Here is a 20,806-nt window from a genome sequence, read left to right as displayed (position 1 = left end):
CTCATCCTGCCCACTGAACGCGCGAATCGCCGCCGGAGTCCTGCTCCCGCGGCGATCTGCGTTGTGGCGCGCGCCCGGTGCGGGCGCGGGATCGTTCACACCGTAATGGAAATCGCCTCGGCTTCCGCGGGCGCCATCACCCCCAGCACCCGCTCCATCGCCATCGTGTGGCTGCACGTGCTGTGGTGGCGAAAGTAGTCGCAGTCGCAGTGCCAATGTCCTTCGTTGAAGCCTACGTTGTGGCTCCCGTTCTTTCCATCGAACTCCACCTCCAGCCGGTTGAAGTGGATGCGCCCCGGCTCCGCGGCGTACTCACGAGCCTTGTGGATCTTGTTGATCATCCCCGAATCGAGCATCTCAGCCTCCCCATGGGCGGGTGAAACGAAAAACGCCCGTGCAGCGCGCGGGCTGCAGGGCGTTCCGGTGAGTGGAGCGTCGCTCGTCGTGGATGCGGATCAGGTCGCAGATCTTCAATCCGGCACCTCTCCTTTCGTACTGCACCGCAGGGCGTGCGTGGGCTCCTCTGCGAACGTAAGCGCGGTGGACGGAGTGCGCAATGGCCCCGTTAACCCGCCGTCGCAATCTGTTCCGGAGCTGCCAGACACCTCTTCCGCCATCGTCTGCATCTTGTTTACGGACCGATACTTGCGACCTGTGCAGACTCGCCCGCAGCCGCGGGCGCATTGGCCACCGAGTGGGAGGAACCGCATGACCAAGCTGAAGACGACGTACCAGGAGCCGGGCGGCCGCACCACGGGCAACACCCCCGCGGGCACCGAACCCGACAGCCACCACGCGCATCCGGCTACCAGCGGCACCGATCACGACACCGATTCTACCGGCGTCTCCATGAACCAGGGCCACGGCCATCCGCGCGACGAGCACAGCAAGCGCGGCAGCGACGGCCAGGACGGCTGATCGACGCATCTCCACCGATGACGCAGACAGACGGAGGCCACGGAGAACATTCTCCGTGGCCTCCGTCTTTTCTCATGCCGCGCAAAGCCGTCGTTTGCGTCCGCGGCGGCCGCCCGGCGGTTTGAAACCACGCCTCGAACATACGAATCCCACCGGTCTTTTGTTGAACCGGAACCCTTCCGGCCGCCAAATTGTGTTGAGCGAATGAATCCGCCGCTCCAACAGCGCAAAGCCCCGACACCGGCCGCTGGCGCGTCCGGTTCGGGGCTTCAACTGCGTGGGATCGGTAAGGACAAGCCGCAGTACGCCCCGACATTGAGGTCTCCCCCTCTCCCGCTTGCGGGAGAGGGGGCCGGGGGGAGAGGGGTGCCCGCGGCCGCGCCAAGCCATCCGGAGTGCACGGATCCGCCGTTCTCCCGGCTCGGTGCAGATCCAAACCGGCCAGCCCGAGCCGAACCAACTCCTCGCACTGAGGTCTCCCTTTCTCCCGCGGAGCGGGGGAGAGGGCCGGGGAGAGCGGGCCTCTCCGACCGCGCGGCACCATCCGAAGCCTAAAGTCGTTGCCCTTCTCCCCTCTCCGGGCGGCAGTTTGCACGGGGAGGGGCCGGGGGCATAGGCGCGAACTTAAGCCATATCGAGCCCTCTTAGCCCCGTATTTTTACAATCACGGTGGCGCAAAGCTGGCGAAATCTGGTCGAATTAGCCGTCGCAGATAGGCTTTGCAAAATAAAGTTGACGCCTATGGGGGCCGGGGGAGGGGCCTCCCAGCCGTCCGCCGAGCCAACCTTTCCGCATCAACCCGATTTAGTCGATCCAACTCTCGACGTCGATAATCCGCCCCATTCGCCTCAACCCACGTGGAACATGCGGGCACGGTCCCCGTAGCGGGATTCCAGCGCGTCGCGCAGTTCGGGGTGGCTGGCCAGTTCCGGATCGCGGTCCACGATGGCGCGCGCCTCCCCCCGCGCGGCGGACAGAAGCTGAATGTCCTTTTCCAGATCGGCGAAGCGGAACGCCGGCAGCCCCGACTGCCGCGCGCCGAACAGGTCGCCCGCGCCGCGCAGCCGCAGGTCCGCCTCCGCGATCGCGAACCCGTCCTCCGTGGACGCAAAGATCTTCAGCCGCTGCGCCGCCTCGCCGCCGCTGTGCAGCAGAATGCAGAAGCTTTCCTCCGAGCCGCGCCCTACGCGCCCGCGAAGCTGGTGCAGCTGCGACAGCCCGAACCGCTCCGCGTGCTCGATAACCATCACCGTGGCGTTCGGCACGTCGATCCCCACCTCGATCACCGTCGTCGACACCAGGATGTCGATCTCCCCGGCGGAAAACGATCGCATCACACGATCCTTTTCTTCCCCCGGCATCTGCCCGTGGATGATCGCCAGCCGCAGCTCGGGAAACACCTCCTTGAGCTGCTCGAACTCCACCGTCGCCGCTTTCAGATCGACCTTTTCCGACTCCTCCACCAGCGGGTAGACGATGTACGCCTGCCGGCCGAGCGCCACCTGCTCCGCGACGAACTTGAGCACCTTGGGGCGCGCGGACTCGTTGCGCAGCGCCGTCTTGATGGGCTGGCGGCCGGGCGGCCGCTCGTCCAGCACCGAGATGTCCAGGTCGCCATAAAGCGTCAGCGCGAGCGAGCGGGGGATGGGCGTGGCGCTCATCACCAAGGTGTCGCTGTTGTCGCCGCGCTCCTGAATCGCCTGCCGCTGCTTGACGCCGAACCGGTGCTGCTCGTCGACGACCACCAGCCCCAGCTTGTGGAACGCTACGCCGTCCTGGATGAGCGCGTGCGTCCCCACGGCGATGTCCACGTCGCCCGCCGCCATGCGGTAAGTGACCTCTTCCCACTGCTTGGTCTTCAATCGGCCGGTCAGCAGGCCCACGCTCACCGGAAGGTCGCCCAGCAGTTTGATGAGGGTGCGCGAGTGCTGCTCGGCCAGGATTTCGGTGGGCACCATGAGCGCGGCCTGATAGCCGTTCTCCAGCGCGCGCAGCATGGCGAAAAGGGAGACGACTGTCTTGCCCGATCCCACGTCGCCCTGCAGCAGCCGGTTCATGCGCCGCGGGCTGGCCATGTCCGTACCGATCTCCTTGAGCACGCGCTTCTGCGCGCCGGTCAGGGCAAAGGGCAGGGATTTGTGAAACGGCTTCACCAGCGTGTCGCGGCGCGGAAACGCGATGCCGGGGCGCTCCGCGGCCGCGCGGTGGTGGGCCTGCGCGTGCAGAAGCTGGAGGAAGAAGAGCTCCTCGAACGCCAGCCGCTGTCTTCCGCGCTCCGCGTCCGCCAGCGTGGTGGGGCGGTGCATGGCCTCCAGCGCCTCGGCCAGCGGGACGACGCCTGCACGCTCGCGCACGTCGCGGGGCAGGCGGTCGTCGTCGCGCGCCTGGCGCAGCAGGCCGTCCAGGTTTTCGGCGATCAGCGTGCGCACCTGCCGGTGCGTAAGCCCTTCCGTGGCGGGATAGACGGGAAAGATGGTCCCGCTTTCCTCGGTGGATTCCTCGCCTTCGCGCGCCAGCGTGGTGTACTCGCGCGGCTGAAACTGGCGGCCGTGGTAGAAGCGGCAGGTGCCGCGCAGCAGCAGCAGGTCGCCGCGCGCGATCTGCCGGTCCAGAAACGGCTGCCCCGGCCACGAGCACTCGATCAGCCCGCCGCCGTCGCGCACCACCGCCTGAAAAATGCGCAGCCCGCGGCGGGTGGGGAGCACGCCCTTGCTCACCACGCGGCCGATGATGGTGGCGTCCATCCCCGGCTCCAGCGCGGAGATGGGCGTGACGGTGGAGGCGTCCTCGTACCGGTGCGGGACGTGGTAAAGCACGTCCCGCGCGGTCAGCAGCCCCAGCTTCGCCAGGAGATCCGCCCGCTTGGGACCCACGTTCTTGAGGAACTGCGCGGGCCGGTCCAGCTCGGTGTACGTCGGCACTCTGGAGTGCGTGAGTGCTGGGTGCGTGAGTGCGCCGGGAACCCTTCCCGGGAGCTTCGGAATGTATTCGGATGAGGGAATGCGCGCGAGTGCCGCAACGGACAGCGCCTCCCGGGATGAGCGTTCCCGGGAGGCGCCGTCGTTCTGGACGCGGTGGATCAGCAGCCCGGATACGGGTAGCGGGTGGGGCAGAAGAAGTGCGTGGGACAGGTGTTCTGGCACGTGTTCTCAATGCCGCACGTTCCGCAGCTCACGTCCCACTCCGTTTCCTCGGCACAGGTGCAGATCCGCTCCTCGCAGGTGGAATCGCTCTCGAAGCCCCGCACCGTTCCGGAATCCGCGTCGTTCAGCTCGGTGGTGCCGAACGATTCCACCGACAGGTCTTCCAGCGTCAGCTTCAGCTTGTTCATGGGGTTCCATTCTGTCCGGGATGGGTTCGATCCAGCGGCATGAGACCGCCGGAAGGGTTTTCGGAATATTGCCTTACTGTCGTCAAACGCAAGTTTCTTGTGGCGAAATGCTGGATCGACGAAAGTTCCCGGATTACACCGCAAGGAGTGCTCGACGTCACGCGCACACGGTGCGTACCTGATCCCTGCAGAGTGACGGCGGAGGAGGGGACGCGCGGAACCATCGTCTGCGCCCCCGCGCGTCGCCCGGGGTTGCGGATGCGTGATTGGAGGCTATCATTTCCTGACGATAGAAGTTGTTCAGGCCGCGCGTTCAACGACGCGCGTCCACCATCACAACCCGAGGAGTTCCAATGAAGAAGCTGAGCATGAAGGTGGATGACCTGCGGATCGAGAGCTTCCAGACGGAGCTGCCCATCGCCGGGCGCGGCACCTTGGACGCGGCCGAGGTGTCCATCACCTGCTACTGCACGCGCCAGGTGTGCACGCTGGATCTGGAAGACGCCGGCGAGAACAACGGCTGATCACCGCCGGTCACCGGGAGCCGGCGCCCTCACGGGTGCCGGCTCCCGCTCCTTTTCCGTCGCCGCGGCAACACCGTCACTCCCCACGAACTGCGCGGCGCGCGCCGGTACGTCACGCCCGGCCCCAATTCCTCGAATCAGTACGGACGATCACGGAGGGGGGAACAGGATGGGCATCGACACCCAGTCGCTCCCCTCCGGTCCCTCCACGGCGCGCGGCCTATAGCGCAGCACCTGCACCCCCTGGATGGCGATGTCGTTGAGCCGCGGGTCGGCGGAGCTCACCACCTGGATGCTGGCCGCGTCCACCTGCCCGTCCGGCAGCACGCGATACCGCAGCGTGACTACCCCCCGCGCCCCCTCACGCCGCAGTTCGCGCGGATAGTTGCGGCGGATATACTGCGTCAGATCCTGCCAGTTGGTCGGATAGGCAGGCGAGTTGTCCACGGCGAACTGGACGGGGAGTTCGATCCATACCTTGACTGGGCGGCTGTTTATCCGTGCGGGGTAAAAGGTGAGGGCCTGCAGCGAACGCAACGCCGGGATCACGAACTCGTCATGGCTGGCCCGGACCACGTGCACGTCCGTGGTGTCCACCCTACCGTTCTCCAGAACCCTGAACCGCATCCATACCTCGCCCGAGACCCCGGCGTCGCGCAGGAGCGGCGGGTAGTTGCGCTCCAGTTGCCTGACAAAGTCCGCCCTCGTGCGCAGGGAGGGGAAAACTTCCACGCCCAGCGGGGGCGCCCCCGCGGCAACGGTGTCCCCTGCCTCCATCAGGCGGTCCATTGTCCTGAGGCCCGCGTTCCGGGCGCTCGGCATCGCCTTTCCCGTGCACCCCATGCGGTTGAGCGCCGAGTCCAGGCCGGCCAGGGTGTACGTGTACCCGGCGGCGGGGCGCCCGGGCAGATCGGCAAGCACCTGCACGGCCAGCCGCTCCGCCGCGCGTGCGCGCAGGATGATCCGGCCGGCCTTGTCCGCGCCGACGAGCGCGACATCGACGCCGTCCCGCGTCTCCAGCACCGTCGTGTCCGGCGCGCCCGCGTCGAAGCGCCACACCACGCGCGGCGGCGTCTTGCTGGAATCCCCCGCGAGGTGAAGTCCCGCCGCGAGGCCGGCGGGATCTCCGCCGCAGGCCCACGCCAGGGTGCCAGCGCGCCCGAACGCATCGGGCTTGAGGAGGGCGTGGCTGATGTCCCTCGCGGGCGATGCACCTGCCTCCAGGTACACGTCCACGTTGCCGATCCTTTCCTCCTGCTGTGCCGCGGCGGGCATGGCGCACAGGCAGACGGGTACGAGCATTCGGAATACGGGATGACTCAAGATGGATCGCATGAAAACCGGAAGGGGAGACGGTCTGCCGGGAGGGACACGGGGCTGTCCATATCCTATGCGGAAAGACGGCGCAAAACAATAGTCCCGATCGGATCGATCGCGACGCTGGCGGAGGCATGGATTCGCTGCGAACCGACAGGAGATGACGTCAGGCCACAGACGCATCCACGTGAGGTGCGATGAACGAGAGGCGCCGCCCGGACCAATCCGGGCGGCGCCTTGTCCATCATCAACCTGAAGCGGGACCTCAGGCTTCCATCACCTCTTCGGCGAACTGCTCGATCTCGAACGGCACCAGGTCCGTCATCTTTTCGCCCACGCCGATGAACTTTACGGGGAGGTCGAACTCTTCCTTGAGCGCCACCACGATGCCGCCCTTGGCGGTGCCGTCCATCTTGGTGAGCACGATCCCCGTAAGCGGCACCAGCTGGCCGAAGCTGCGGATCTGCGCCATGGCGTTCTGCCCCGTGGTGGAATCCAGCACGGCGAGCGTCTCGTGCGGCGCGCCGTCCAGCTTCTTGCCCAGCACGCGGTGCACCTTTTCCAGTTCCTTCATCAGGTCGCCCTGCGTGTGCAGGCGCCCGGCCGTGTCCACGATCACGACGTCGACGTTCTTTTCGCGCGCCTGCTCCAGCGCGTCGAAGGCGACGGCGGCGGGGTCGCGGCCCGGCTCGCTGCCCACGAACTCGCACCCCACGCGCTCCGCCCAGCGCCGCAGCTGTTCGATGGCCCCGGCGCGAAAGGTGTCGCCCGCGGCGATCATCACCCTGCGGCCCTGGCGCGTCAGCCGGTGCGCCAGCTTGGCGATGGTCGTCGTCTTCCCCACGCCGTTGACGCCGACGATGAGGAAGACCGTGGGCCCGCCCTCGTAGTTGAAGCGCAGCGCCGTGTCCGAGCGGCCGGCGCTGAGGATGGCGACGATCTCCTCGCGCACCGCGCGCAGAAAGTCGCGCTGCGAGCGGGCCACGCCGCGCTCGGCCAGCGTTTCCACCACGCCCGTGAGCCGCAGCGTGGCGGGCACGCCGAAGTCGGCGCCGATCAGCTGTTCTTCCAGCCCTTCCAGCGAGCCTTCATCCAGCCCCTTCACCAGCACCGAGACGTCCGTCAGCGCGACGTCGACGATACGGTCCCAGAGCGACTTCTTTCCCTCTTCCCTGGTGCGGAACAGACGTGCCATCAGCAGCAATCCGGAACGAGCCGGCGCGGCGCCGGCGGCTTTCGATCAATGTAGGCAACTCAGGCCGGGCATACCCCCGCGGGCGCCCGGCGTGCCCGAATCTAGCCCGCACCGCCGTTCCCGGGCAAACAACCCGCTATCGGTCGATAGAAATGATCGCGCGATCCTCACGTCGGCGGGCAGAGGCGCGGACCGCCCTGCTCTGGGACTCGGAGAATCTGGGTCAGAACTTCTTCTCCTTTCGGAGCAGCCCGTCCATGCAGCCGCGGTAGGAAGCTGCGCGATGCTCTCCTTCCTTGGAGCCCTGAGAGAACCACTCTGCGGCTTCGTGCAGATCGCGGCTTCCGGCCTGTTTGTAGATGCCGGATCGATCATGATCACAAATATCGTACGCGACGTTGTACGTGTTCTGGACCAAGCTCATCTTCTCCGCCTGCAACAACACGTATGAGGTCGGGGCCTGTTCCGTGGCGCGTGCCTCATACACCGGCTCGCCGGAATCGCAAGCGGAAAAGGCCGCAATGCTCAACGAAATAATGACCGGTACTCTCATCATCCAACCTGTTGCTTTGATGTCGTAGTCTGAACCGTGGCGTTCTCCTCACCAGGATGGTCGGCCTCCGCGGGTGATTTTCCCGGCTCATCCGCGTCATCCGCCATCCGCCGACAACGAAAACCGCCCCCGTCCGCGCGGTGGCGGACGGGGGCGGTGGATCAAGCGATCCGATGGATCAGGACTGCTGGCCGGCGGACGCGAGCCGCTGGTTCACGAAGTCCCAGTTCACCGTGTTGAACCACTCCGTCAGGTAGTCCGGACGGCGGTTCTGGTAGTTCAGGTAGTAGGCGTGCTCCCACACGTCGATGCCCAGCAGCGGCGTCTGGCCGGTCATCAGCGGGCTGTCCTGGTTGGCGGTGTCCGTCACCGCCAGGCCGCCCTGTCCATCCACCACCAGCCACGCCCAGCCGCTGCCGAAGCGGCCCTTGCCGGCGTTGACCATCTTTTCCTTGAACGCGTCGAACGATCCGAACACGCGGGTGATTTCTTCGCCCACGCGGCCGGTGGGCTGGCCGCCACCGTTGGGGCCCATCACCTGCCAGAACAGGCTGTGGTTGGCGTGCCCGCCGCCGTTGTTGCGCACCACGCCCCGGATGTCGTCGGGAACTTCGTCGATGCGGCGCATGAGCGCCTCGATGTCGTCGCCGGCCTGGAACTCGGGGTGCTTTTCGAGCGCCGCGTTCAGATTGTCGACGTACGTCTTGTGGTGCTTGCCGTGGTGAATCTCCATCGTCTTGGCGTCGATGTGAGGCTCAAGCGCGCTGTGCGCGTACGGCAGCTCCGGCAGTGTAAACGGCATCTCCTCCACCTCCCTCAGGGTTTCGGTTCCGCGGACAGACCATCGTCCCCGCGCGTGCGGGGCGCCCGTTTCCGCCGCCCCGCGAACACGGCCAATCTACCATGCGACAACCGTTCCGCCACCCGCGGGCGTGTTCTGGCGCGCGCTCTGGCGATGAGAACTGCCGTTTCACACGGAGGACACGGAGTCGGCACGGAGGTCACGGAGGAAGAGCATGAGAGAAGAAGATCGGGATCACGCAGAGCAGCAGAGACGCAGAGAACAACAAAAGCACCAACGACCCCGTTCTTCTGTCTCTGCTTCTCTGCTGCTCTGCGTGAGACTCATTTTTTCCGTTCCTCCGTGTCCTCCGTGCATCCTCCGTGGCCTCCGTGTGAAACGGCAGTTCAGATCCTGAAGCACGCGCAAAAGAAGGGGCAGCGGAGAATCTCCGCTGCCCCTTCCTCACATCACCCGGAAACCGTCCGCCTCAGCTGCGCGGAAGCGTTTCGTTGGCCGGCAGCGGGAACCACGCCGCCACGTTGCTGCCGGTGCGCTGCGTGCCCAGCGCCCGCAGCTTGGCAAGCATGCCGAAGCGGCGGTAGTCCGCCCACGAGTGCCCGCCCTCGAACAGCAGCGAGTACCGGCGCTCGTACAGCAGCGCGTTGATGAAGGCGAAGTCGTTGGCCGGCTCCGCGATCGCCGCCAGCCCGCCCGAGTTCTGGCGGATGTTGTTGATGTCCGCCAGCGCGCCCGCCTTGTTGCCCGTGAACCACCGGGCCTCGGCCCGCAGCAGGATCAGCTCTTCGTTGCGGATCATGGGGATGGGCGACGACTGTCCGCCCGGCCCGTAGAACGGACGGTAGCTGTAGATGGTGAAGCGCAGGTCGCTGCCCAGCGATCCCACCAGGCTGCCGCTGGCGCGCTCGGTCTTGTAGCGCACGCGGGCGTCCTTGAGCGCGCCGTTGCTCTGCGCGCGCGTCACCAGCGTGCTGTCCGCAACCGTCTTGCCGCTGGGGTCGTTCAGCGTGTTGGCCACGTCGCCCGAGCCCGAACTGTACGTCTGGTAGACGCCGAAGTTCAGCCGCGTGCGGTCCGTCATGGGATCGCCCGTGGTGATGTCTTCGTTGATGAACGACTGGCCGATCGCCGTGAGCGCGTCCTGGTAGCGGGCGGCCACGAACGCCGTGGAGTCGTTGGCCACCCGGGCGCGGTACACCTCGATGCGCGCCTTGAGGGCGCGGTTGAAGCGGATGAACTGCGCCGGCGTGTTGAAGCCGAAGTTGTTCAGCCCCGACGGGGTGGGGAAGGGAAAGGTGGGCCCCGCCGCCGCCAGGTGCGTGCGCCCGTCGTCCAGCAGCGCGCTGATGAACGCCATGGCCTCGGCGCGCTCCGCGATGGGAGGCGGCGTGGTGATGGAGTCCAGCGGCGAATTCACCCGCACCGGAATCTTTTCGCGGGTGTTCAGGATCTGCATGTAGTCCAGCGCCTGAATCGTCTTCGCGAAGCCGCGGATGGCTTCCTCGTCGGCGGCGGGCAGGTCCACGGCCGGGTTGTCCAGCGCCGCCATCAGGATGTTGGCGGTGCGGATGTTCCGGTACGGCGTGGTCCAGTACGAGCTGCCCGTGAAGTTGCTGGCCTGGGCGTTTCCGTTGAACACCCGGGTCACGTAGCGCGACTCATTGGGGTCCAGGAAGTATCCCTCGCGTCCCACGATTCCCGCGAAGCGCACGTAGGTGTCGGCGTCCTGCCGGCTCCCCTGCAGCACCCCGGTGGCCGCCTGCAGCACCGTGGAGACCGTGGGGTTCACCAGCAGGTCGTCCAGCGGCGGGTTCTGGTAGTCCGGAACGGTAAGGTCCGAGCACCCCGCCACGGCCAGCATCCCGGCCGCCAGGGGAAGAAATCTGCGAATGTGCATGGAGTATGACCTCGTCATGGGGATGTCCTGCCGTTAGAAGGTCACGTCCAGGCCAAGCCAGATGCTGCGGCTGGTCGGGAACGGGGTGACGTCGATGGCGCGGCCCACCGCGCGGTTGCCGAAGTTGCTCACTTCGGGGTTCAGCCCGGTGTAGTCCGTCCAGGTGATCAGGTCGCGGCCGCTCAGGGTCAGCCGGGCGCCGCTCACGCTGCGGCCCACGCGCTGCAGCAGGGCGCTGGGCAGGGCGTACGACACCGACACCTCGCGCAGCTTCACGTAGCCGGCGTCCTCGATGTACTGCGTCACGCCGTCGCCCTGGCGCGCCACGCGCTCCGCGCCGGCGCAGGTGTCGCTGGTGTTGCAGCCGGTCCAGTCCTCGCCGTTCTGCGAGTCGTCGTAGTACGACTTGGTCAGGTTGGCGGCCAGCCCGCCGTGCGCCCAGTCCAGCAGGGCGTAGAACGCCACCGGGCCGAAGCTGATGTCGTTGCTGAAGCCCACGCGGAAGTCGGGGTTGGCGTCGCCGTAGATCACCTCGATCTGGTTCCCCTCATCGTCCACGTCGTAGCCCCACATGGCGGTGGGCGACTCGCCCTCCTTGATGCGGTAGCCGCCGTAGTCGAACCCGAAGTGGTTGCCCGGGTTGTACTGCGTCAGGCTGGACAGCTTGTCGCCGCCCAGGTCCAGCACCTTGGCGCGGTCGGCCGCAAAGGTCACGCGGCTCAGCCAGGTGGCGGAGTTGCGGTGGATGGGGGTGGCCTCCAGCATGGCTTCCACGCCGCGCACCCGGTAGCGGCCCGCGTTCACCGCGTACACGCCGAAGCCGGTGGACGGCGCCAGCGGCGGGGTGATGATGAAGTCCGACACCGTCTTGTTGTAGGCCGTAAGCTCCAGGCGCGCGTTGCCGCCCAGCAGCACGGCGTCGATGCCGCCCTCCAGCTCGGTGGTGCGCTCCGGGTGCAGGTCCGGGTCGCCCACGGCGCCGTTCACGCGCAGGCCCAGCACGCCTTCCAGGTTGGTGCCGCCCAGCGCGCTGGTGAAGCGCTGCCCGTAGAAGGGCAGGTTGCCGCTGGAGCCGTAGGCGATGCGGAACTTGAGCTCGTCCAGGTTGTTGAACGGGGTGTCCAGGCGGTACGAGGCGGCCGCCTTGGGATACAGGTAGTACTGTTCTTCGTCCGCGTTGGCGCTGCTGCGGTCCGCGCGCAGGCCGGCGGTCACCGACAGGTGCTCGTCCAGCGCCAGCAGCTCTTCCTGCAGGTACACGCCGAACTCGCGGTTGCGGCTGCGCGAGCCGTCCAGCTCCTTCTTGGCCGCGAAGGCCGGAATGCGGCTGGTGGTGTTGCGGCCCACGATCTGGCTCAGGCTCAGGTCGCGGTCCTCGTACTGCATGCCGGTGGAGGTGGTGGCGGTCAGAAAGCCCGACTCCGGCGCGAACACGTGCACCAGGTTCACGCCGGTGTTCAGGTTCACGTTGGCGGCCTGGCCCAGGACCGCGGTTCCCGGCAGTTCGTCGTCGTTCTCAAACTGCAGTTCCAGCGGAAAGTACAGGTCGTTGCGCTGCTGGAAGTAGTCCACGCCGCCGTTGCCCACCAGCCGCAGGGTGTGCGGCCCGCCGCTGAACAGGTTGACGGACAGGTTGGCCGAGCCGATGGCGCGCCACACGTCTTCGTCGTTGGTCGACAGCGCGGCGGTCTGCGCCGGGTTGCTGGCGATGTAGTCGCTGGTGTTGGCGAACACCCCGTTGTGGCCGGAGATGTCGATGAAGCTGGGCGTGTACGAGAGCGCCGAGTAGTAGCTCACGCCGGCGTTGTCGTTGCCGGTAAGGCCGCGGGCCGCCACCGAGTGGATGATCCCGGCGCCCACCGCCAGCGTGGCGCGGCTGCCGAACGCCTGGTCCAGGTTCAGCTGCAGCGCCTGCTTCTCGTACCCGGTGTTTTCGGCGATGCCGGGGTTGTCCTGCAGCAGTCCGGACACGAAGTAGCGGGTCTGCTCGGTGCCGCCGCTCACGCTCAGCGAGGTTTCGCGGGCCAGGTCGCGGCGGCCGAAGACGGCTTCCTCGTTGTCATAGAACTGCTTCTGGCTGCCGTCGGCGTTGAAGTACTGCGCGACTTCGGCGTTACTCAGGCCGTAGTGGTCCTGCGCGGCTTCCGCCGTCCAGCGGCGGGCACCCAGCGTACGGTTCTGCTCGAACATGCCGAAGCGCTGCGTAAGGCGCAGCTGCGGGCGGCCGGCGCGGCCGCGGCGGGTGGTGATGATCACCACGCCGTTGCTGGCCTTGGAGCCGTAGATGGCCGACGCGGAGGCACCCTTCAGGATCTCGATGTTCTCGATGTCGTTGGGGTTGATGTCCGCGATGCGGTTCACCAGCTGGTCCTGCGTCGACGAGTTCACCCCGCGCGAGGCCTGGCTCACGGCGTTCTGGCCGGAGGGGATGGACACGTTGCTGACGATCACCCCGTCCACCACGAAGAGCGGGTCGGCGCTGCCGCCGATGGACGAAATGCCGCGCAGCGAAATCTGCAGGCCGCCGCCGGGGGCGCCGGAGTTGGCCGCGATGTTGGCGCCGGCCACCTTGCCCTGCAGCGCGCGCTCCACGGTCTGCGCCGGGGCGCCCTGCAGGTTGTCGCCGCTCACCACGGCCACGGAGTTGGCCAGGTTCTGGCGCCGCACGGCCGTCGCCTGGCCCGTCACCACCACGGCTTCCAGGTTCAGAATGTCCTGCTGAAGCTGCACCGCCACCTCGCCCTGCCCGGCGGGCACGGCCACGGTGCGCGTGGTGAAGCCGATGCGCGACACCGAGATGGAGGCGTCGCCTGCGGGCGCCGGGAGCACGAAGCGGCCCTGCGCGTCGGTGTTCACGCCGCGCTGCGAGCCGGCGATGCGCACGCTGGCCGCGGCGATGGGCTGGCGGTCAGGCCCGGTGACGGTCCCGGTAATCTGCCGCTGCTGCGCCGAGGCCTGCGCGGCCGTCACCAGCACGAGCAGGGGCACGAGCAACGACGAAAGCAGTTTTCTCATGGGGTGTTCTGGGTTGCGTGATTGGATTGTGCTGCTGCGGAAAGATGGACGGGGGGGTGTGGCTCCTGAGCTGGGGGTGGGACTGGATGGAAAGCGGCACTCGCCGCGGAAGGAATTCTGCTTTCGGTGGCCCGGGCGGGCCGATGCTCGTGCGGGGCGCCGGAGGGCGGGGCGCATCCGCGATACCACGCAAAACACCCGCAAAGCCTGACACTGGAGCAGAGTTGCTGCGGGATTGAACACACAATAGAGCCATCCGCGCCAAAGAGCAACAATTCCATCACGCCGCCGTCACATGCCTATCCGCCGCCCTCCCGGAACGGCGCCCCCGCGGGGAGCAAAGTTCCGTTTTCCTCTCCCGGGCCGCCGCGGGCGTCGCAGGTGCCGCGCGGTGGATAAAACTGTTCCGCCGCCTGCTCTCACCGCACGCACTCAGGCTCCGGTCGGGTGCCAGGGCGGGCATGGGTCAACCGGCCGACCGTACGCGCAATGCTTGTCCATGGAACGAGCGACATTGCAATGAGTGACGCTCATTTTATCCATGTGTCACATTCCGGCCTTCGCGGCGGCATGGCACGCGCTGTGTACCTGGGGCGGATGGATGCAGTCGGGGTGAAGCCGAACCGGAACCGGAGAGAGCGGATGCAAGTGAAGCACGAGGAAAACAACCAGCGGTTCGTGGTGCGGCTGCCGGAGGGCGAGGCGGAACTGGGGTACGCGGCCCAGGGCGCGGACGTGCTGAACCTGCATCACACCTTTGTGCCCGACAGCGCGCGCGGGCAGGGCGTGGGCGACGTTCTGGTGTCGGGAGCGCTGGATTACGCGCGCCAGCAGGGAAAGCGGATCATCCCCAGCTGTCCGTACGTGGCGGCGTGGATGCAGAAGCATCCGGAGCACAACGATCTCGTCGCGCAGGGGAGTGCGTGAGGGAGTGCGTGAGTGCTGGGTGCGTGAGTGCGTGAGTGCGGGCAGGGCCATGCGGGGAGCGGAGCATTGCCGATCGTCGCGGGCCTCGTGAGCGGATGAATCCGCCTCTCAAAATGCGCTAAGCCCCGACACCGGCTGCTGGCGCATCCGGTTCGGGGCTTCAACTGCGTTGAGGCAGCAGAAACAAGCCGTCTTCGGCGCTCGCGCTGAGGTCTCCCTTTCTCCCGCGGAGCGGGGGAGAGGGCCGGGGAGAGGGGGCCCATCCGCATGCGCCGGCACCATCCGGAACGCGATGTCGTTGCAGTTCTCCCCTCTCCGTGCGCAGTTTGCACGGGGAGGGGCCGGGGGAGGGGCCCGCCCGCGGACGCGCGCCGAACGTCATCGCCCGCACCGTTCTGCCGTCGTCGCGTGCCCCGCGCCCTCGGCGATCGAAAAAAAAGAGGACCACGCCAACTCCGGCATGGTCCTCTTCTTGTCATCCATCGTTGCCGATCGCCGCCGATCCACCGATGCCGATCCACCAACATCCATCCACCTGATCCACCCGCCGCGCTCAGCCCCCCAGCGCCTGCAGCTGCTCCTCCATGCGGCGAAAGCGGCGGGCCAGCGACACCAGGTACCCGAACACCAGCAGCCACACGATGGTGAACGCGGCGAACAGGTGCCAGTACGCCCGCAGCGTCCGCGGCGGGCCCTGGAAGGCACCGGCCTCGGGCGCCTGCGTGGCGGGCGCGGCGGTCATGGTGGTGGACGCGTCCGCCTGGGCGTGCGCAACCCGGGCGGCGGGCACGCCGGCCAGGGCAAGGAGCAGAACGAAGAAGGTGCGAAGATGACGCATGAGGATACCGGTCCGTGTCAGGCGGCGCGAAGCATTCGTGCCGCTTCGATCCTGCGGGAAAGCCGCTCCACCACGTACCGGGCCAGAAGCAGCGAAAAGAACAGGAGCATGAACGCCAGCATGTTCACCAGCAGCGTCTGCACCATCTCCGGCGCGGCCGTGGGCCCCTCCGGCTTGAGCACCACCGGCTTGGGGTGCTGGCTGCGGAACCACTGCACGCTCATGTGGATCAGCGGAATGTCCACCGCGCCCACGATCCCCAGAATGGCCGCGAACCGCTTGCCGCGCTCCGGGTTTTCCGTCGCCCCGCGCAGGATGAAGTATCCCACGTAGATGAACCACAGCAGCAGCGTAAACGAGAGCCGCGCGTCCCACACCCACCACGCGCCCCACGCGATCTTGCCCCACAGCGGCCCCGTCGTCAGCACGGCGGTGGTGAACACGATCCCCAGTTCCGCCGCGCACACGGCAATGGCGTCCAGCCGCTCGTCGCGCAGCCACAGGTAGCCCAGCGAGCACAGCGCCACGATGCCGAACGCAAGGTACGCCACCAGCGCCGACGGCAGGTGCACGTAGAAGATGCGCTGCACCACGCCCATCTCCGCCTCGGTGGGGACGTAGAAGAAGATCATCCACAGCCCCGGCAGCAGCGCCAGCGCCGACAGCACGCCCAGCACCACGGACCAGCGCCGGGTGCCCGCAAGCGACCCGGTATCCATCTGCGCGTCCATTATTCCTCCACGACGGCGCCGAACGACGCCGTGCACACGAACAGAAATACGAGGTCAAAGGCCAGCAGCATCCGCAGGCTCCCCTGCACCTCGCCCAGCGGCCGCCCGATCAGCAGCCGCTGCGTGGCGCTGGCCGCAAAGATGACCACGGGAATCAGCAGCGGCAGCAGCAGCACGGGAAGCAGCGAATCGCCCATCCGCGTGTGCGCGGCCATGGCGGAAAACAGCGTTCCCAGCGCCATGAAGCCGATCGTCCCCAGCACGACGGTCAGGACCAGTCCCAGCGCGCCCGCGCCGTAGTCCAGCCCGAAGAAGATGCCGTAGACGGGAAAGATCACCGCCTCCACCGCCAGAACGACGGCCAGGTTCGCCAGGAACTTGCCCAGGAACAGCGCGCCGCGGGGGATGGGCGATACCAGGATTCCCGTCAGCACCTCCGCCTCGCGCTCCGCGGCGAACGAGCGGCCCAGCCCCAGCGTCCCCGAAAAGAGGATGGTGACCCAGATCATGGCGCCGGCGATGGACCGCGCCCGCACCGACGCGTCCAGCGCAAAGCTGAAGACAATGGCGACGAGGACGGCAAAGGTCGCCATCGACACGAACCGTTCGCGGCTGCGCGCCTCCAGCATCAGGTCCTTGCGCGCCACCGCCCACGCGCCCGCCAGGAAGCCGCTCACCGCGCCGCCGCCACGCGTTCGGTGTACACGCGCTCCCACGTGGCGGGGTCGATGGCGCTCGCGGGCTCGTCGCTCACCCAGCGGCCGCCCACCTGCACGGCCACGCGGTTCGCCTGCTCCAGCCCCTGGCTCAGGTTGTGGGTGACGAGGACGATGGTCCGCCGCCCGTCCCGCAGTCGCTCCAGCACCCCGGTCAGCAGCCCGGAGGCGTGGGGGTCCAGTCCGGTATACGGCTCGTCCAGAAACACGACCTCCGGATCGTGCAGCAGCGTGCGCGCCAGGGCCAGCCGCTGCTGCATCCCCCGGCTGAAGGTGCGGGCCGCGTCCGCCCGCCGGTCCCACAGCTCCACCCCGCGCAGCGCCTCGTCCACCCGCGCCCGGCGGTCCGCCAGCCCGTACAGGCGCGCGTAGAAGTCCAGGTTTTCCGCCGCGCTCAGGCCGGGGTACAGAAAGGTCTGATGGCTCAGCAGGCCGATGCGGCGCCGCCATCCATCCTCTCCGCCGCCGATCTCCTCCCCGGCGATGCGGACGGTTCCCCTGGACGGAACGACGGCGCCGCACAGCATGCGCAGCAGCGTGCTCTTTCCCGCGCCATTGGGCCCGAAGACGGCCAGAAACTCGCCCCGGGCCAGCACCACGTCGATGCCGCGCACGGCCGCCAGCGCGCCGTACCGCTTTTCCAGTCCCCGGGCCTCCACCGCCGGTGTGTCCGCGCCCGCCGGGGGCGTGCTCACCCCAGCCGCACCCCGCACCCCGCGCAGAAGCGGCTTCGCGGCGGGTTCAGGAACCCGCAGGCGTGACGGTCGGAAACCGCCTTGGTCCCCGGCGCGGCCGGGCCACCGCGGAGCGCTTCGGCCGCGCGCATGGCGGCCAGCGCCTCCAGCGACAGCCGCTGCTTCTGCGCGCGGTAGTCCGGCTCGTCCAGCTTGCCGCCCAGGTAGTCGTACTCCAGCTCCCGCAGCGCCGTCAGCGTCACACGGCGGCGCGCTTCAGCGTCCAGCACCGCGCCGGGCGCCAGGTCCGCCAGCAGGGCGTCGCGCCGCGCCACCACCGGCGCGATCACGAATCCCGCGGCGAGAATGGCCATCACCGCGGACAGGGCCAGCAGCGTCATTCGTCGTCGTTCCGGTCAAAGTCGCGCAGGGCGGCGTTCAGCGACGCCTGCTCCTCCGCCGAGAGCGCGGGGCCGGCGGCGGCCACGGACGGGCCGGTGCCGCGCATCTGCCGCATGCGTCCCCACAGAAAAGCGGCGCCCATCGCCAGCCCCGCCGGGGGAAGCAGCCACGCCCACAGGCCGAAGCCGCGGCGCTGCGGAAGCGCGCGCATGTTTTCGCCGTACTCGCCCACCACGATGCCGATGAGCTGCTCCTTGGTGGCGCCCTGCGCGGCGGCGGCGTGCAGCCGCTGGCGCAGCGGCTCGGCCTGCTCGTTGGGGCACATGTCCAGCATGTGCGGGCCGAAGGGCGACTTCAGTTCGGAGATCGCCTCCACGGCGATGCGCTCGGTTTCCGGCGTGGGCACCTGCGCGGCGGCGGAGTGCGCGCTGAGCACCATCGCCAGGACCAAGGCGGAACGGGTGATGATGGTCATCAGGCCTCCACCAGTTCGGGCTCGTCCACCTCGGCCATCCGCGGCGCGCGCACCTTCGTGCGGACGACGGCGGGCGTGCGCGGCTCTTCGCCCGGCCACAGCGCCGTCAGCGTGCCGATCGCCATGATCAGCCCGCCGATCCAGATCCACGGCACCAGCGGGTTGATGAGGACGCGAAAGGTGGCCAGCGGGCGCGGGTTGGTGCCCTGAACGACGCCGTCCAGGTCGTCGATGCCGGCCAGGATCAGGTACAGGTCCTCGTTCCACGCGCGGCGGATCCCCACCTCGCTCACCACTTCCTCGCGCTGCTTGTACGTGCGCTTTTCCGCCGTGATCACCCCCGCGCGGCGGCCGTTGCGGCTCACGTCCAGCGAGGCGATGACCTTGGTCATGTTGGTGGCGGGATACGACGACATCGCCTGGTACGTCAGCCGGTACGTGTGGCCGAACGGCGAGGCGATGTCCATCGTCTCCCCCGGCCGCAGCGACACCTGCTTTTCCACGTCCCACGCGGCGCCCGCGAAGCCCATGAACATCACCACGAAACCGGCGTGCACCACGTATCCGCCGTAGCGGCGGCGGTTGCGCTCCACCAGGTGCACCAGGGCGGGGAAGAACCCTTCGCCCTCGATGCGCGCGCGGGCGCGGGTGCCCTTCCAGAACTCCACGATGATCGTCGTCATCGTAAAGGCGCCCAGCGCGAAGGTCAGCAGGGCGTACGTGTGCCGCGCCCCGGCAATCCACAGCACCGCGGCGGTCAGCACGCCGGCGGAGAGCGGAGCGGTGAAGTTGCGGCGCAGGTTGCGCGGGCTGGCCTTGCGCCAGGCGATCACCGGGCCGATGCCCAGCAGCCCCAGCAGCATCAGCCCCAGCGGAATGTTGACGCGGTTGAAGAACGGCGGTCCCACGGTGATCTTCTGCCCGGAGAACCCTTCCGAAACCAGCGGAAAGATGGTTCCCCACAGCACGCTGAGCATGGCCGCCACGAAGGCCAGGTTGTTCAGCAGGAACGCCGCTTCACGCGAGAGCACGCTTTCCAGCCGGCTTTCCGGCGCGAACGCGTCGCGGCGCCACCACACCAGCGCGGCGCTGGCCAGGATCAGCGCGGACAGGAAGCCCAGGAAGATCCAGGCGATCGTGGTGTTCTCGGCGAACGAGTGCACTGACTCGATCAAGCCCGACCGGGTGAGGAAGGTGGCGAAGATGCTCAGCAGAAAGGTGCCCAAGATGAGCAGCACGTTCCACATCTTGAGCATGCCGCGCTTTTCCTGGATCATCACCGAGTGCAGAAACGCGGTGCCGGTCAGCCACGGCAGCAGCGACGCGTTCTCCACCGGGTCCCAGAACCAGTAGCCGCCCCAGCCCAGCTCCACGTACGCCCACATCATCCCGAAGATGATGCCGTTGGTCAGAAAGAACCACGCGAGCAGCGTCCAGCGCCGCGTCGTGGTGATCCACCGCGTGTCCAGCCGGCCGCTGAGCAGCGCGCTGACGGCAAAGGCGAAGGGGATGGTGAAGGCGGTGAAGCCCAGGTACAGCGTGGGCGGGTGGATGGTCATCCAGTAGTTCTGCAGCTGCGGATTGAGCCCGCGCCCGTCGGCGGGGGCAAATTCCATGAGCGTGAACGGGTTGGACGCCGCCAGCACCACCACGATGAAGAAGACGAGCACGGTCTGCACCGTGCCCACCACGTACGGCATGAACTCGCGGTTGCGGCGCCGGTTCTGGAACACGGCGATGCAGCCGAACAGGGCCAGCAGGGTGGCCCAGAAGACGAGCGAGCCGGTCTGCCCGGCCCACAGCCCCGTAACCTTGTAGAAGAGCGACAGTTCGCGGTTGCTGTACCCCGCCACGTACTGGTACTCGTACTGGTTGCGTACGAACGACGTGATGATGGCGCCGCACGTGGTGGCCAGCAGCGCGAACAGCGCATAGGACGAGCGCTCGGCGCTCAGCACCCAGTCGCCGCGCCCCATGCGCCCGCCCGCGAATCCCATCACGGCGCCCCAGACGCCCACCATGAGCGCCAGCCAGAGGGCGACTTCGCCAATCTGCGTCACGCCTTGAAGTCCTCGGCCGAGGCTTCGTAGCGGGAGCCGCACTTGGTGAGCAGCTCCGTGGCCTGAAAGTTTCCGTCCGCCGCGTACACGCCGGTCACCACCACGTCGCGTCCCTCCTTGAACGTGTCGGGAAGCGGACCGCTGTAGTGCACCGGGAACTGCGTCCTGCCGCTGGCGATGTCGACGATGGTGAACCGCAGGTCCAGGGTGCGCGGATCGTAGTGCACGGTTCCGGGCACCACGCGGCCGCCCACCTTGACGGCGAGTTCGCGCGAGGTGGGATCGGCGGCCAGGCTGGCCGCGAGTTCATCGGGAGTCCGGTAGTAGATCATGGACTCCCGCATTCCGGTCGCCGCCAGATAGCCGACAACCCCGACCAGCGCCACGGCGCCGATCAGGAACTTTCTCTGCTGCTTCACGGGTGCTCCTCG

At 67.7% G+C, this 20,806-nt stretch carries 20 protein-coding genes; 3 read left to right on the top strand and 17 right to left on the bottom strand.

The features are described from left to right. Nucleotides 1–95: 95 nt before the first annotated feature. Entirely contained in the window at nt 96–356 is a 261-nt protein-coding gene (locus HNQ61_RS23030; protein ID WP_170040173.1) for a hypothetical protein, read from the bottom strand. A gap of 352 nt (nt 357–708) precedes the next feature. Here HNQ61_RS23030 and HNQ61_RS23025 point away from each other — a divergent pair, with 352 nt between their 5' ends. Then, nucleotides 709–918, top strand: a complete 210-nt coding sequence (locus tag HNQ61_RS23025; protein WP_170040172.1) for a hypothetical protein — start codon at nt 709–711, stop codon at nt 916–918. Between the two features lie 848 nt (nt 919–1,766). Here the strand turns inward: HNQ61_RS23025 and recG are convergent. Together recG and HNQ61_RS23015 are read right to left on the bottom strand one after the other, a co-directional pair. After that, a complete protein-coding gene (gene recG / locus HNQ61_RS23020) occupies nt 1,767–3,839 on the bottom strand; it encodes an ATP-dependent DNA helicase RecG (protein ID WP_170040170.1) in 2,073 nt (690 codons plus the stop codon). 158 nt (nt 3,840–3,997) lie between these two features. Next, on the bottom strand, nt 3,998–4,249 hold the full coding sequence (locus HNQ61_RS23015) for a pinensin family lanthipeptide (protein WP_170040168.1): 252 nt from the start codon (nt 4,247–4,249) through the stop codon (nt 3,998–4,000). A gap of 353 nt (nt 4,250–4,602) precedes the next feature. Here HNQ61_RS23015 and HNQ61_RS23010 point away from each other — a divergent pair, with 353 nt between their 5' ends. Further along, nucleotides 4,603–4,773, top strand: coding sequence for a hypothetical protein (locus HNQ61_RS23010; protein WP_170040166.1), 171 nt, complete (start codon nt 4,603–4,605; stop codon nt 4,771–4,773). A 150-nt stretch (nt 4,774–4,923) separates the two neighbouring features. Here the strand turns inward: HNQ61_RS23010 and HNQ61_RS23005 are convergent, their stop codons facing one another. From HNQ61_RS23005 to HNQ61_RS22980, 6 genes are all read right to left on the bottom strand, one after another. After that, the gene (locus HNQ61_RS23005) at nt 4,924–6,075 is read right to left on the bottom strand and encodes a TonB family protein (RefSeq protein WP_170040164.1); all 1,152 of its coding nucleotides are present in this window, start codon (nt 6,073–6,075) and stop codon (nt 4,924–4,926) included. Between the two features lie 280 nt (nt 6,076–6,355). Further along, the gene (gene ftsY / locus HNQ61_RS23000; RefSeq protein ID WP_170040162.1) at nt 6,356–7,285 is read right to left on the bottom strand and encodes a signal recognition particle-docking protein FtsY; all 930 of its coding nucleotides are present in this window, start codon (nt 7,283–7,285) and stop codon (nt 6,356–6,358) included. Between the two features lie 223 nt (nt 7,286–7,508). Beyond that, on the bottom strand, nt 7,509–7,841 hold the full coding sequence (locus HNQ61_RS22995; RefSeq protein WP_170040160.1) for a hypothetical protein: 333 nt from the start codon (nt 7,839–7,841) through the stop codon (nt 7,509–7,511). 175 nt (nt 7,842–8,016) lie between these two features. Then, on the bottom strand, nt 8,017–8,640 hold the full coding sequence (locus HNQ61_RS22990) for a superoxide dismutase (RefSeq protein ID WP_170040158.1): 624 nt from the start codon (nt 8,638–8,640) through the stop codon (nt 8,017–8,019). A gap of 469 nt (nt 8,641–9,109) precedes the next feature. Then, nucleotides 9,110–10,537 (bottom strand): RagB/SusD family nutrient uptake outer membrane protein, encoded by a 1,428-nt coding sequence (locus tag HNQ61_RS22985; RefSeq protein WP_170040156.1) that lies wholly within the window; start codon nt 10,535–10,537, stop codon nt 9,110–9,112. Between the two features lie 33 nt (nt 10,538–10,570). Further along, nucleotides 10,571–13,552: a SusC/RagA family TonB-linked outer membrane protein gene (locus tag HNQ61_RS22980; RefSeq protein ID WP_170040154.1), complete on the bottom strand. Its 2,982-nt coding sequence runs from the start codon at nt 13,550–13,552 to the stop codon at nt 10,571–10,573. A 642-nt stretch (nt 13,553–14,194) separates the two neighbouring features. Between HNQ61_RS22980 and HNQ61_RS22975 the strand changes: the two genes are divergently transcribed. Further along, entirely contained in the window at nt 14,195–14,479 is a 285-nt protein-coding gene (locus HNQ61_RS22975; protein ID WP_170040152.1) for a GNAT family N-acetyltransferase, read from the top strand. 553 nt (nt 14,480–15,032) lie between these two features. Here the strand turns inward: HNQ61_RS22975 and HNQ61_RS22970 are convergent. Genes HNQ61_RS22970 through HNQ61_RS22935 form a run of 8 tightly spaced genes read right to left on the bottom strand, consistent with a single transcriptional unit; the run spans nt 15,033 to nt 20,794 of the window. Further along, nucleotides 15,033–15,317, bottom strand: coding sequence for a CcmD family protein (locus HNQ61_RS22970; protein WP_170040150.1), 285 nt, complete (start codon nt 15,315–15,317; stop codon nt 15,033–15,035). A 17-nt stretch (nt 15,318–15,334) separates the two neighbouring features. Next, complete coding sequence (gene ccsA, locus HNQ61_RS22965; protein ID WP_170040148.1) at nt 15,335–16,048, bottom strand: cytochrome c biogenesis protein CcsA; 714 nt, start codon at nt 16,046–16,048, stop codon at nt 15,335–15,337. Beyond that, complete coding sequence (locus HNQ61_RS22960) at nt 16,048–16,725, bottom strand: heme exporter protein CcmB (RefSeq protein WP_170040144.1); 678 nt, start codon at nt 16,723–16,725, stop codon at nt 16,048–16,050. Before HNQ61_RS22960 ends, ccsA begins: the two co-directional genes overlap by 1 nt. Then, entirely contained in the window at nt 16,722–17,459 is a 738-nt protein-coding gene (gene ccmA / locus HNQ61_RS22955; protein ID WP_170040141.1) for a heme ABC exporter ATP-binding protein CcmA, read from the bottom strand. The genes HNQ61_RS22960 and ccmA overlap by 4 nt, the downstream gene beginning before the upstream one ends. Beyond that, nucleotides 17,456–17,839 carry a zinc ribbon domain-containing protein gene (locus tag HNQ61_RS22950; protein ID WP_170040139.1) on the bottom strand — a complete coding sequence of 128 codons (384 nt, stop codon included), beginning with the start codon at nt 17,837–17,839 and terminating at the stop codon, nt 17,456–17,458. The genes ccmA and HNQ61_RS22950 overlap by 4 nt, the downstream gene beginning before the upstream one ends. Next, nucleotides 17,836–18,315, bottom strand: a complete 480-nt coding sequence (locus tag HNQ61_RS22945) for a cytochrome c-type biogenesis protein (protein ID WP_170040137.1) — start codon at nt 18,313–18,315, stop codon at nt 17,836–17,838. The genes HNQ61_RS22950 and HNQ61_RS22945 overlap by 4 nt, the downstream gene beginning before the upstream one ends. Next, nucleotides 18,315–20,375, bottom strand: coding sequence for a cytochrome c-type biogenesis CcmF C-terminal domain-containing protein (locus tag HNQ61_RS22940; protein WP_170040135.1), 2,061 nt, complete (start codon nt 20,373–20,375; stop codon nt 18,315–18,317). Before HNQ61_RS22940 ends, HNQ61_RS22945 begins: the two co-directional genes overlap by 1 nt. Then, entirely contained in the window at nt 20,372–20,794 is a 423-nt protein-coding gene (locus HNQ61_RS22935) for a cytochrome c maturation protein CcmE domain-containing protein (RefSeq protein WP_170040133.1), read from the bottom strand. The genes HNQ61_RS22940 and HNQ61_RS22935 overlap by 4 nt, the downstream gene beginning before the upstream one ends. Nucleotides 20,795–20,806 lie beyond the last annotated feature (12 nt).

Source organism: Longimicrobium terrae (assembly GCF_014202995.1).
Taxonomy (GTDB): domain Bacteria; phylum Gemmatimonadota; class Gemmatimonadetes; order Longimicrobiales; family Longimicrobiaceae; genus Longimicrobium; species Longimicrobium terrae.
Note: the sequence above shows the minus strand (reverse complement) of the source record. Positions and strands in the feature narration are given on the sequence as shown.